General features: G+C 53.1%; 14 protein-coding genes. 13 read left to right on the top strand and 1 reads right to left on the bottom strand.

Annotation, left to right across the window (positions count from 1 at the left end; all coding sequences use genetic code 11):
• The first annotated feature begins 100 nt into the window (after positions 1-100).
• The 8 genes from rlmN (at position 101) to spoVM (ending at position 7,061) form a co-directional block, all read left to right on the top strand.
• Complete coding sequence (gene rlmN / locus NWF35_RS00670) at positions 101-1,159, top strand: dual-specificity RNA methyltransferase RlmN (protein WP_301237181.1); 1,059 nt, start codon at positions 101-103, stop codon at positions 1,157-1,159.
• 114 nt (positions 1,160-1,273) lie between these two features.
• Positions 1,274-2,029: a Stp1/IreP family PP2C-type Ser/Thr phosphatase gene (locus NWF35_RS00665; protein WP_301237180.1), complete on the top strand. Its 756-nt coding sequence runs from the start codon at positions 1,274-1,276 to the stop codon at positions 2,027-2,029.
• Positions 2,030-2,057: 28 nt separating this feature from the next.
• Positions 2,058-3,683, top strand: coding sequence for a Stk1 family PASTA domain-containing Ser/Thr kinase (gene pknB / locus NWF35_RS00660; protein ID WP_301237206.1), 1,626 nt, complete (start codon positions 2,058-2,060; stop codon positions 3,681-3,683).
• Positions 3,684-3,852: 169 nt separating this feature from the next.
• On the top strand, positions 3,853-4,731 hold the full coding sequence (gene rsgA, locus NWF35_RS00655; protein WP_301237179.1) for a ribosome small subunit-dependent GTPase A: 879 nt from the start codon (positions 3,853-3,855) through the stop codon (positions 4,729-4,731).
• Between the two features lie 2 nt (positions 4,732-4,733).
• Positions 4,734-5,405 (top strand): ribulose-phosphate 3-epimerase, encoded by a 672-nt coding sequence (gene rpe, locus NWF35_RS00650; protein WP_301237178.1) that lies wholly within the window; start codon positions 4,734-4,736, stop codon positions 5,403-5,405.
• A gap of 178 nt (positions 5,406-5,583) precedes the next feature.
• A complete protein-coding gene (gene thiT, locus NWF35_RS00645) occupies positions 5,584-6,141 on the top strand; it encodes an energy-coupled thiamine transporter ThiT (protein ID WP_301237177.1) in 558 nt (185 codons plus the stop codon).
• The gene (locus NWF35_RS00640) at positions 6,138-6,812 is read left to right on the top strand and encodes a thiamine diphosphokinase (RefSeq protein WP_301237176.1); all 675 of its coding nucleotides are present in this window, start codon (positions 6,138-6,140) and stop codon (positions 6,810-6,812) included. Before thiT ends, NWF35_RS00640 begins: the two co-directional genes overlap by 4 nt.
• Before the next feature lie 165 nt (positions 6,813-6,977).
• Entirely contained in the window at positions 6,978-7,061 is an 84-nt protein-coding gene (gene spoVM / locus NWF35_RS00635; RefSeq protein ID WP_205493194.1) for a stage V sporulation protein SpoVM, read from the top strand.
• A gap of 133 nt (positions 7,062-7,194) precedes the next feature.
• Here spoVM and rpmB read toward each other — a convergent pair whose 3' ends face one another.
• Positions 7,195-7,383, bottom strand: a complete 189-nt coding sequence (rpmB, locus tag NWF35_RS00630) for a 50S ribosomal protein L28 (protein WP_212772548.1) — start codon at positions 7,381-7,383, stop codon at positions 7,195-7,197.
• A 186-nt stretch (positions 7,384-7,569) separates the two neighbouring features.
• Between rpmB and NWF35_RS00625 the strand changes: the two genes are divergently transcribed.
• The 5 genes from NWF35_RS00625 to sdaAA all read left to right on the top strand — a co-directional run bounded on the left by NWF35_RS00625 (position 7,570) and on the right by sdaAA (position 12,726).
• Complete coding sequence (locus NWF35_RS00625; RefSeq protein WP_301237175.1) at positions 7,570-7,935, top strand: Asp23/Gls24 family envelope stress response protein; 366 nt, start codon at positions 7,570-7,572, stop codon at positions 7,933-7,935.
• A gap of 447 nt (positions 7,936-8,382) precedes the next feature.
• Positions 8,383-10,023, top strand: a complete 1,641-nt coding sequence (locus tag NWF35_RS00620; RefSeq protein ID WP_301237205.1) for a DAK2 domain-containing protein — start codon at positions 8,383-8,385, stop codon at positions 10,021-10,023.
• Between the two features lie 20 nt (positions 10,024-10,043).
• On the top strand, positions 10,044-10,898 hold the full coding sequence (locus NWF35_RS00615; RefSeq protein ID WP_301237174.1) for a DegV family protein: 855 nt from the start codon (positions 10,044-10,046) through the stop codon (positions 10,896-10,898).
• A gap of 100 nt (positions 10,899-10,998) precedes the next feature.
• On the top strand, positions 10,999-11,658 hold the full coding sequence (sdaAB, locus tag NWF35_RS00610; protein WP_301237173.1) for an L-serine ammonia-lyase, iron-sulfur-dependent subunit beta: 660 nt from the start codon (positions 10,999-11,001) through the stop codon (positions 11,656-11,658).
• Between the two features lie 180 nt (positions 11,659-11,838).
• On the top strand, positions 11,839-12,726 hold the full coding sequence (sdaAA, locus tag NWF35_RS00605) for an L-serine ammonia-lyase, iron-sulfur-dependent, subunit alpha (RefSeq protein ID WP_301237172.1): 888 nt from the start codon (positions 11,839-11,841) through the stop codon (positions 12,724-12,726).
• Positions 12,727-12,728: the final 2 nt, after the last annotated feature.

Raw genomic sequence — 12,728 nt, 5'->3', positions numbered from 1 at the left:
GTTTATGTACCCCGACTTTTCACCTCCACAAAAGCTTGATATAATGAGGATTGTTTTGAATGATTCATTGCATGGAATTCGAAAAATGGTGGGAATGAACATGAATGCTTTTGCATACGATCTGACGCACGAAGACTGGAAAGCGTGGATGCGCAAACACGAATTGCCCGAATGGCGCGGGACTCAGGTCATGGAATGGTTATATCAAAAAAGAGCCACTTCCTTTGACGAGATGACCAATTTACCCAAAGTTTTACGTTCGCGTCTGGCCGAGTCCTTTGTGATCCAACCGTTGAATGCGATCACGAAGCAGGTTTCCCGGGACGGGACGGTGAAATTTTTGTTCGCGCTCCCGGACCAGCATGCGATCGAAACCGTCATCATGCGCCATGATTACGGGATCAGCGTTTGCGTCACCACTCAGGTCGGGTGTCGGATCGGTTGCACGTTTTGCGCATCAACATTGGGAGGATTGAAGCGAAACCTGCAAGCGGGGGAAATCGTTGCACAAGTGGTCGCGGCCCAACAATACCTCGATCAAGAAGGGGAACGGGTGCGTTCCGTCGTCGTCATGGGGTCGGGGGAGCCGTTTGAAAACTATGAGGCGACGCTGCAATTTGTCCGTGTGATCAATGACGCCAAAGGGTTGAATATTGGACAACGGCACATCACGGTTTCCACCAGTGGCGTGATTCCGGAGATCTACCAGTTTGCCGACGAAGGCTTGCAAGTGCGGCTGGCTGTTTCGCTTCACGCCCCGAATACGGAACTGCGATCCAAGTTGATGCCGATCAATCGTCGCTTTCCGTTGCCGGATCTGATGGAGGCATGTCGGTATTACCTGCGGAAAATCGGGCGGCGGATCACGTTCGAGTATGCTCTCATCGGGGGTGTGAACGACCAGGACGTGCATGCGCACGAGCTGGCCGAGCTGCTCCAGGGGCTTGATTGTTTGGTCAACCTGATTCCGGTCAATTACGTCCCGGAACGGAATTATGTACGGACGCCGCGGAAGCAGGTAATCGCTTTTCAGCGCATTTTGGAATCCCTCGGCATTTCGGCGACAATCCGCCGGGAACACGGCAGCGATATTGCAGCCGCCTGCGGACAATTGAGGGCTAAACATCTGGAAAAACTGGAGAACACAACAACAAAATGATCAAGAGAAAACATAATGGAAGCGGGAGCCTAGGAACTATTACGGCTGAATCCTCGTTTCCATCCAATGAATGGGAGCGTTTTTCCATGTAGATGAGGAAAGGGGTTACCGGGGATGAAGATGGCATGGCGGACCGATACAGGCCGGGTGCGCAAGCACAACGAAGACAGCATCGGTCTGTTTCGCACAAAAAAAGGGGCTCTGGTTGCTGTGGTTGCTGACGGGATGGGCGGTCATCAAGCCGGAGACGTAGCCAGCAGGCATGCCGTCGAGATCATCCGTCGGGAATTGGATACACTCTCTTCTAGGGCAGATGTGGAGGAGCGTCGTCAACGTCTTCTGGAGGCCGTCCAAAAAGCCAACCAAAGCGTCTTCCAATTGGCGAACGAAGTGCAAAAATATAAAGGGATGGGCACTACACTCATTGCCGCCGTCATCGCCAAACGTGAAATTGTGCTCGCCCACATTGGCGACAGCCGTGCCTATCTGCTCCATCGAGGTGGCCTGTATCAATTGACGGAAGATCATTCGCTGGTGAACATCCTGAAAAAACACGGCCAAATCACGGAGGAAGAAGCGCGGAATCATCCCCAGCGTAATGTGATCATTCGATCGTTGGGCACCAATGAAGAAGTGGAAGCGGACATCATTGAGACACCATGGAACCCGGGGGACACCTTGCTGATGTGTACAGATGGTTTGACCGGCATGGTGGATGTCCGCCAGATCGGGTTGGTGTTGACCTCCCGGCTGACGTTGGACCAACAGGCCGATCGGTTGGTACAATTGGCCAATGAAGCGGGGGGAACGGATAATATTTCCTTGATCTTGCTGAAAAATACCCGGGCGAGAAAAACATATTCGGGATAGGTCGGAGGAGGAGCGGGGTGACATGAATATGGAAGGGAAAAAGCTGGGTGGGCGTTACCACGTCATCAGTCGTGTCGGCGGTGGCGGAATGGCCGTGGTATATAAAGCGAAGGACCTTTTGTTGAACCGGTATGTCGCTATCAAGGTGCTGAACGAGTCACTCAGTAACGACGCGGAGTTTATCCGCCGTTTCAGTCGGGAAGCGCAGGCGGCAGCCAGTTTGTCACATCCCAACGTCGTCAACGTGTATGACGTGGGCAAGGACGGCCACACCCATTATATCGTGATGGAGTATGTGGAAGGGCCGACGTTGAAGGAGTTTATTTTAGAAAACGGCCCTTTGCCTCCGGAAGAAGCGGCTGCCATTGCAATCCAGATCTGCGATGCGTTGGCGCACGCTCACGAAAATCAGATTGTTCACCGGGATATCAAGCCGCACAACATTTTGTTGGGCTCCAACGGACGAGCCAAGGTGACTGATTTCGGCATCGCCCGTGCGGCCACCTCGTCTACCATCACGCAAACCGGTTCGGTGATGGGATCGGTACATTATTTCTCCCCTGAGCAGGCGCGCGGGGGTGTGATCGGTGAAAAATCCGATCTGTACTCGTTGGGTGTGGTACTGTACGAAATGGTGACAGGCGTATTGCCGTTCGATGGTGACTCGGCGATCGGCATCGCGCTCAAACACCTGCAGGAGCCCGTGCCTGATCCGCGGCAATGGAATCCGGACATTCCAGATCAACTGATCGACATTATCATGCGGGCGCTGGAAAAAGATCCGCAAAACCGTTTCCCGTCCGCCAAAGCGATGATGCAGGAGCTTAAATTTGCGTTCCATTCGGACCGGTTGGAAGCGCCGCGTTGGCGTTCTGAAACTAAGGATGACGAAAATACCAAACCGATCGCCACGTTGTCCCGTGTGGAAGCGGCTGCGAAAGCGGAGGAACCGCGCCAATCTACAAAGGTGGGTCAGGACACCATGGCCAGCTTGGAGCGCCTGCGCAATATACCGGCTGACCAAAACAAGACCGTTTTGCAGCGTACCGTCATCTGGCTGGAGAATATGCAGGCCAACATGCCGTGGTGGCAAAAACTTCTGTTTGGACTATTTACCATGGTCGTGATCATTGCCTTGACCATCTTCGGATTCACCAGCCTGTGGAGCCTCTTCTCCAGCGCGGGTGAGGACCAGGGCGCGATGAACAAAAATCAACCGACCGCTCAGTCGGTGACGTTGGTAGATTTGACCAACAAGCCCCGTAGAGAAGCGGTAGAGTGGTTAAAAAGTCACGGTTTGAAGTGGCAAATTCAAAGGGAAAGCAAAGAAGGCGTCGAACCGGGTGTCGTTTTCAACCAGGAGCCGGCGAGCGGGACTTCCGTCAAGCCCGGCTCGCCGGTTACTTTGTACGTCGCTTCCAATGAAGGCATGGTACAGGTGCCCGATTTTAGGGGGAAATTTCAAAGCAGGGTGGAACATACCCCGGGATTTGATATTAAGCCCCGGTGGTGGGATTTTCCTGGTGTTCACGGAAAGGTGTATGAACAATACCCCGCACCCGGTACATGGGTGAAACCAGGCGCCACCATCTATGTGTGGGTAGACGCAGACAATAAGGTTGATCCCCCGCCATCCCAAGGAGGAAAACCGTAAACAAGGGGACTTCCGTCTGCATAGGTTTGTTAGATTTCTCACATAGGGAAAGATGAATAGAGGGGGATACGGGAAAACGGTCCCTGTGCCGTTTTCCCGTCGTTGGTTTGCGGCGGGAGACGTGACCCGCCATTTTGTGGCGTGAATACATACGACAAGGAGGAATGTTATGCCGGAGGGGCAAATCGTTCGGGCTGTCAGCGGTTTTTACTATGTGCGGACGCCGGAAGGGGAACAGGTGCAATGCCGCGCGCGCGGCGTGTTTAAAAAGAAAAACGTCACACCGTTGGTGGGCGATCTCGTTCGCTTCGACTGGACGGGCGACGGTCAAGGCTTCATCACAGAAGTAAAACCGCGCAAGACCCAACTGATTCGCCCTCCGATTGCCAATGTGGAGCAGGCGATCGTCGTGAGCGCTTTGCGTGAGCCTGCAATTCAACTCATGGTGTTAGACCGTGTGTTGGTGCATTGTGAAAAGGCAGGGCTGGATGTGGTGATTTGCCTGACCAAAACGGATTTGGTGTCGGATGAGGAGGAAATCGTACGGGTCCGATCTATTTACGAAACAGCCGGTTATCCGGTGGTGGCCACCAGTGTGGTGACGGGGGAAGGCATCGATACAGTCAGGCAATATCTGAAAGGAACGTTATCGGTATTTGCCGGCCAGTCCGGAGTGGGCAAATCTTCTTTGCTCAACGCCATTCACCCCGGTTTTCAACTGGCGACCGGATCTGTCAGTAGCAAGATCGGCCGGGGGCGGCATACGACGCGAACGGTGGAGATATTGGATCTTCCTGATGGGGGTCAAGTGGCGGACACACCAGGATTCAGTCAGTTGACATTTCAAGGAATGGAAGCAACCGATTTGAGCGATTGCTTCCCTGAATTCCGTCTGCGCTCCCCTGATTGCCGATTCCGAGGATGCCTTCATCGCAATGAGCCGGACTGTGCTGTCCGGTCAGCGGTGGAGAAAGGGGAAGTTGATGCCGGACGGTATGAGCACTACCTTCAGTTCTTGCAGGAAGTCGAAGCGTTACGGAGGTATTGAGCATGATCAAAATCGCACCATCCATTCTTTCCGCCGATTTCTCCCGACTGGGAGAGGAGATCAAGGAAGTGGAAGCGGCGGGAGCGGACTGGATTCACGTGGATGTGATGGACGGCCATTTTGTTCCCAACTTGACGATTGGTCCGCTTGTAGTGGAAGCGATCCGGCCTCATACGAGTCTCCCTTTGGACGTTCATTTGATGATCGAGGAACCGGATCGGTACATTCCCGCTTTTGCACGTAGCGGCGCCGACTGGATCAGTGTGCATGTTGAGGCGTGTCCGCATCTTCACCGAACTGTTCATCTGATCAAAGAGCATGGTGTCAAGGCGGGCGTGGTCCTCAATCCGGCTACGCCCGCAGGGGTATTGGAACCCATTTTGCCTGATGTGGACCTGATCTTGCTGATGACGGTCAATCCCGGCTTCGGTGGTCAGAAGTTCATCTCATCGGTACTGCCGAAAATCGGTCAAGTTCGCGACATGTTGCAACGCGTGGGTCGAATGGATGTCGCATTGGAAGTGGACGGAGGGATCAACCCGCATACCGCGGCCGATGTTGTAGCGCAAGGTGCCAATGTGTTAGTCGCCGGCTCTGCAGTGTTTGGGGCTGAGGATCGAGAAGAGGCGATGCGTCGGTTGCGGGAAGCGGCGAGAAACGCACTGGAAACATGATAAATAGGGTTTAAAATTGGGGCCGTTTCCCTGTAAAATGAAGGGAAACGGCCCCGGCTGTCTTGTCAACCGTACCTGCCTTGACAATAATAGAGATGAATTTTCGGCAGTGATGTGGAATGATGGCCGCAATCGATCGACGAGAGATGAAAATAACGCGAAAAAGGAGGAATGAATATTGACCAGTCAACGACGGTTGTTGACGTTAACCGAAATCGCCATCATGGCTGCAATCGGAGTATTGTTGTCCACGTACGTCAAAATCCAGGGGTTTTGGCCGCAAGGAGGTTCCATCAGCCTGGTGATGCTGCCCATCGCTTTGTTATCCTTTCGCCGTGGATGGGTGGCCGGCGTGATTTGCGGTTTGTTGGTTGGACTGATCAATTTGATGGTGGAACCGTTTGTGGTGCATCCTGTGCAAGTGGTGTTGGATTATCCGCTGGCTTTTGCGGCACTGGGCCTGTCTGGCGTGTTCGCCCCGAATCGGGACATACCTCGCGGTAAGCAGGTGACGCGGGCCATTCTGGGTTTGATTCTTGCTGGGGGTTTGCGCTTGCTGTCCCATTTCATCTCAGGTGTGATCTGGTTTGGTCAGTATGCACCCAAAGGGATGAATGTAGCCATGTATTCCTTCCTTTACAATGTTTCCTACATCTTGCCTGATGTGATCATCGCAGCAGTGCTCATGACAATCCTGATTACACAGGCACCGCAGTTGGTGATGAAACAACGGTGAGTGGGAAATTGCATGGGACAGAGCGTGTCGTGATTGTGGCGGGGGGGTCTACCGACACCGGAGACTTTTCAGCCATTCGTCCGGGTGACGTGGTGATTGGCGTCGACGGCGGTGCTGTTCGCCTGTGGGAGGCAGGTGTACGCATCGATTTGGCTGTCGGTGACTTCGACACGGCGGGTGAGGATTTTTTACATTCTTTGTGTGAATCCGGTGTTCCTACACGTCGATTGCCGGCGGAGAAGGATTTGACTGATACGCAGTACGCGGTGGAGCAAGCGTTGATGCACGACCCGCAAGAAATTCTGTTGTTGGGAGCGCTGGGCGGGACGCGCTTTGATCATGCATGGGCCAACGTGAGTTTGCTGGAGCGCATCGCAGATCGAGGCAGTGTCGGGATCATTCAGAACCGATGGAACCGGCTTCGACTGATGAAGGGTGCTGGGTCGCTTGTTCTTCCGCGAGATCGGTACGCCTATTGTTCGCTGCTGCCGGTGTCAGAGGAAGTGAGCGGGGTAACACTGACGGGCTTTCGTTATCCATTGAAAGAGGCGACGCTAAAACGGGGTGACACGTGGGGCATCAGCAATGAATGGGAAGCGGATCAGGCAGTCATCGTCATCCGCTCCGGTGTGTTGCTGGTGGTGGAGAGCAATGACGCATCTGCCGTTTAGCGTGTCTGCTCTATATCGTCCGCATCGCTTTCACGGGAAAACATGGTCTCTTATGGTTCCAGAGTTTGTTTATGGGCACACTTTCCCCTCCGTCGCATATAAATAAATGACGTCAACGAACACGGAATTTTACGTGCGTACTAACAGCGGTAAGGAGGGGTAAGGGTGAAGTTTTACACCATCAAGCTCCCGAAATTTCTCGGTGGGATGGTCAGAGCCCTCTTGAGCATGTTTCAGAAGGAAAAATGAGCTTCATCCATCTTGATCCATCACGCGCGTTAGCTCACGTCCCGGGGAGACTAGGGACGATGACGGCGTGTCCACGAAAAAAGCACCGCAAACGGTGCTTTTTTTGACGGCTTCAAAAAAACCCGCAGTCCGGTCAGACGCGGGTTACTTTTCCCGATTTAAGAGCTTTGGCACTCACATAGACGCGTTTCGGTTTGCCGTCCACCAAGATGCGCACTTTTTGAACATTGACGCCCCATTTGCGCTTGGACTTGCGGTTGGAGTGGCTAACTTTGTTTCCGGTGCGTCCTTCTTTACCGGTGATGAAACAACGACGGGCCACTCTGAACACCTCCCCAGTTTCCTCTCATAGATAGCAAAACACCTACACATTTTAGCACAACCCCAGCACCCTTGCAAGGAACGGGTTAACCAACTAAGATTGTTTGGTAACTTTTAATTCCTAACATGTTGTTGTACAATTGTGCTGAATGTGCAAAAGAGTGACCTCTCCCAAGGAGGAATGACGATGAGTCTCGAATTGGCCAATGATCTAGGGCACATCGAAGTAGCCAACGAAGTTCTTGCCACCATTGCCGGTGCAGCAGCCATGGATTGCTACGGCTTGGTCGGCATGGCTTCACGCAGCCAATTGAAAGACGGTATCACGGAGTTGCTCAAACGGGAAAATTTGAGCAAAGGGATCGAGGTCCGGATCGATCGGGGTGAAGTGGTGGTCGATATGTACATTATCGTCGGCTACGGAACGAAAATCTCCGAAGTCGCGAACAATGTTCAATCCAAAGTGAAGTACACACTGAAACAAATGGTGGGTATCGAGGTCAACCGGGTGAACATCTTTGTTCAAGGAGTACGGTTGGTCAACGAAGATTGACACTCCACACGGCTTACGCACCTCAAGTGCAATTCTTGAGGGATTTGTGGGACTCTTGGGTCGGTTTCCGTATTAAACAACACCAAGTTCAGAGGTGGTCATCACCCCGTCCCTTGCAATTCTAAATCCCGGTTGTATATACCTACATGGGCGGCGTACCAAAAAGTACGCTGGTTCCTTCTTTCACCCTATGGTTTTACTCGGTGGGAGGGTACTGGAACCTCATACCATGGCGTTTGAAGGAACGTGGCCCACTCGCAGTGGGAGGAGCAACTGCTCATACGCTCGCTTCATCAACAGATCGGTTGCTCTAGCCATATCAATAGGAGGTTCCGGGTAACGCAGCCTTTTATCCAACGAATGAAACCGTGGGGTTCTCGTTAGCATTTTCTGTAAGGAGGAGCACTGTTGACACATCAACAGATTGACGCGACACTTTTTTCACTCATGATTTGGGCGGGAGCGCACCAACTGGACAAACACGTGGAACAAGTAAACGCTCTCAACGTTTTTCCCGTACCGGACGGTGATACGGGGACCAACATGAATCTATCGTTCTCTTCCGGCGCCAAGGAAGTGGAACGGAAAAAGAGTGAGCATGTGGGGCAACTGGCGGAAGCGCTATCAAAAGGTTTGCTGATGGGGGCGCGCGGAAATTCCGGCGTCATTTTATCCCAGTTGTTCCGTGGGTTTGCCAAATCCGTTGCAAACAAGGCGACATTGACAGCGCGGGATTTGGCTTTGGCTTTCCAAAAGGGGGTGGAAACTGCCTATAAAGCTGTGATCAAACCAGTTGAAGGCACCATTCTCACAGTTGCGCGGGAAGCGGCGGAAAAAGGGCTGATGCGTATGAGCCAGACGAACGATGTGGTGGCGGTGATGGAGGCTGTGTTGGAAGAAGCACGCCTCTCCCTCTCTCGCACCCCCAAATTGTTGCCCGTGTTGGCGCAAACTGGTGTGGTGGATGCGGGCGGACAAGGATTGGTCCTCATTTATGAAGGTTTTTTGTCCGCTTTGAAAGGAATGGTGCAGCGAGAAGAGTCGAAATCACTAGCGACCGTCGTAGAGCCTGCTGAATCCTTGGGAGCGGTAGCACATCAAAGCGCACAGTCCAAAATCGACGCATCCGAAATCGAGCATGGATATTGTACCGAATTCATGATCATGTTGGAGAAGGATGCATTTGACGAGACGGTGTTTCGCCGGGAGATGGCGCAGTTTGGTGATTCGCTCTTGGTAGTGACTGACGACGATCTGGTCAAAGTGCACATTCATGCCGAGCGTCCTGGAGATGCGCTCAACTTTGCCATGCAATATGGTGGGCTCACGCGCATCAAAATTGAGAACATGAGGGAGCAGCACGCCAACATCGTGGAAAAGGTAGTGTCGGTTTCCCCGACTGAACCACCGGTAGAAAAGGTGGTGGAGCCCAAGCCCTACGGGCTGGTAGCGGTTGCTGCGGGGGACGGCATTGCGGAAATCTTCCGCAGTTTGGGCGTGGATGTGATTATCGAAGGCGGGCAGACGATGAACCCCAGCACGGAGGATATCGCCCGGGCAATTGAGCGGTTAAACGTCAAACATGTCATCATTCTGCCCAACAACAAGAATATCATCCTCACGGCGGAACAGGTGGTACATATCGTCGAAACCCCGGTGACAGTCTTACCGACAAAGACGGTTCCGCAAGGGTTGGCAGCACTGCTCGCTTTCCAACCGGACGCCGACTTGGAGGAGAACCGGCGGCGTATGACGGAAAGCCTGACTCGAGTACGTTCGGGCGAAGTCACCTATGCGGTTCGCGATTCCAACGTGCAGGACCTGGAGATCAAAGAAGGGGACTTCCTGGGTATTCGAGAAGGCAAAATTGAAACGGTGGGTGGCAGCCTGCTGGCCACTTCCCGGGACTTGCTCCAGAAAATGTTGTCAGAGCCGGCCGATGTCGTCACCATACTGTATGGGAAGGACGTCACCGACGCACAGGTCAAGGAGTTATCCGATTTTCTAAAGCGAAACTACCCCGATGTGGAATATGAAGTGCATTATGGCGGTCAACCATTGTATTTCTTCCTGTTTGCCGTAGAATAACCGCGGAGGTGCTTATTGCATTGCGCAAAGTAAAAGTAATCACCGATAGCACAGCGGACATTCCCGCCGAATTGGTACAGGAACTGGAGATTTCCGTTGTCCCTTTAAAAGTGCATTTGCAGGGTCAATCGTATTTGGACGGAGTAGAAATCCAACCAGAAACGTTTTATCAAAAGTTACAGGAAGCGGATGAGTTGGCGACGACTTCGCAGCCGTCCCCGATCGAATTTGTGGAAGCATATCGGGAGGCGGCCAAAGACGGTAACGTGGATATTCTCTCCATCCACTTGTCTTCCGCTTTAAGCGGTACGTTTCAGTCAGCGCTGCTGGCGAAATCGATGGTGGAGGAAGAGTTCAAAGTTACCGTCATTGATTCGAAAAAAGCGTCATACCCCATCGGCATGATCGTGGTTGAAGCGGCCCGCGCAGCCAAGGAAGGACGGTCGCTCGACGAATGTGTCGCTCTGGTCAACCGGATGATCGACGAGATGGGTGTCTATTTCATGGTGGACACGCTGGAATATCTGCAAAAAGGTGGCCGGATCGGAAAAGCGTCCGCACTCGTCGGATCGTTGTTGAACATCAAGCCGATTCTCTCCTTCAACGAAAACGGCGAAGTATATCCCCTGGATAAAGTGCGCGGCAAGAGCAAGGCTGAAGCCCGTGTCATTGAACTGGTCAGGGAAAAAGCTGGGGAAAAAGGTTTGAAAAAAGCGGCAGTATGCCACGCCAACAGGCCAGAAGAGGCGGAGAAATGGGCGGAGCGACTGCGCACCGAATTTGCGGTAGAAGATGTTGTCATCACGGAAGTTGGTCCGGTGGTCGGCACTCATGTCGGACCGGGAACGATTGCGGTCGTCGTTTTGCCTGCATAAATGTACCCGGTGATTGCTATCATTATTTTATCCTCTCTTTTTTCACGGGCGGAGCGAGGCAATAATGGCGAGTAGGTGGTTGCAGGAGGAGTGAGTGTGGATGAAGTATCGTACGGTGTTTGATATTATCGGGCCGATCATGATCGGCCCCTCCAGTTCTCATACAGCCGGAGCGGCACGGATCGGACGGGCGGCCCGCGCATTGTTTGGTAGAAAACCGAAAAAAGTGACGATTACGTTTTACGGTTCTTTTGCCAAGACGTATCGAGGACACGGCACCGACATCGCCATCGTCGGTGGTGTGTTGGATTTTGACACATTTGACAAACGGATTGTCGATTCTTTGAAAATCGCGCGTGAACAAGGGATCGAAGTGATCTTTCAGGAGTCGGAGGAAGTGCCGGATCACCCGAACACGGCACGGATTTTGCTGGAAGACGAGAATGGGTCGACGGAAGTGGTAGGGATCTCCATCGGCGGTGGCAAGATGGAGATCACCGAACTGAACGGTTTTTCACTCAACCTGTCCGGTAATGCACCGACATTACTCGTCCTGCACCATGACCGGTATGGTGCCATCGCCACCGTAGCCGGGATTTTGGCTCGCCATCAAATCAACATTGGTTATATGCAGGTTTCGCGTAAGGAAAAAGGTTCGCTGGCTCTGATGACCATCGAGACCGATCAGTCGGTGAGTGAAGAGGTGAAAGCCGAAATCGAGGCGCAAGAAGGCATCACGGGTGTGACCGTGTTGTCATGATTCACGGGTATGTCCGGTTCATCGTCACATACCGATGACCTTTATCGAAAGGCCGTCGATCCCGTGATTTCCGGGGTTCGGCGGCTGATTTTTTCCTGGATGGTGTGCTATCATAACTGTAGGAAAAAGGAATCTTCATCAGTTTTCAGCAACACGTCATCGAAAAGGAGACGGATCTCCATGAAGTTTCGAACGATAGCCGAATTGGTGGAAATTGCCGAGTCGGAACAAATGCCGATCTCGGAAGTGATGATACGGGCGGAGATGGAAGCGACGGGGGAATCCCGCGAGTCGATCTTCCGCATGATGGAGCAAAATCTGGATGTGATGGAGCAAGCCATCCACCGTGGCCTGACGGAAGATATCCGTTCCCACAGTGGATTGACGGGCGGTGACGCCAAAAAGATACAAGACTACAAAAACAAAGCGAAACTTCTACTGTCCGGCCCGACAGTTTTGGATGCGGTTTCACGTGCGACAGCCGTATCTGAAGTAAACGCCGCGATGGGAACGATCGTCGCCACGCCGACGGCCGGTTCATGTGGTATTCTGCCCGGCTGTGTGTTTACCGCAGCCAACCGGTTGAACTCAGACAGGGAAACGATGGTACGGGCGCTGTTTGTCGGCGGGGCGATCGGATATATCATCGCCAACAATGCATGCATTTCCGGGGCAGCAGGAGGTTGCCAGGCCGAGGTGGGGTCCGCTACGGCGATGGCGGCTGCTGCTGTCGTGGAAATGGCCGGTGGAACCCCCTCGATGTCAGCGCAAGCAGTGGCAATTGCGTTGAAAAATATGTTGGGTTTGGTCTGTGATCCTGTTGCCGGACTGGTCGAAGCCCCCTGCGTCAAACGCAATGCGATGGGAGCAGCGATCGCCATGGTGGCGGCAGATATGGCGATGGCCGGGGTAGAGAGCGTTATTCCGCCGGATGAAGTGGTGGAGGCGATGTATAAGATCGGCCGGGATATGCCGGTGGCCCTGAAAGAAACGGCATTGGGAGGGTTGGCGGCGACCCCGACGGGACGGGCATTGGAACGTCGGATTTTCGGGGGGACGCCACAGTGAAC

The sequence above is a fragment of the Polycladomyces subterraneus genome, from assembly GCF_030433435.1.
GTDB lineage: Bacteria > Bacillota > Bacilli > Thermoactinomycetales > JIR-001 > Polycladomyces > Polycladomyces subterraneus.
Note: the sequence above shows the minus strand (reverse complement) of the source record. Positions and strands in the feature narration are given on the sequence as shown.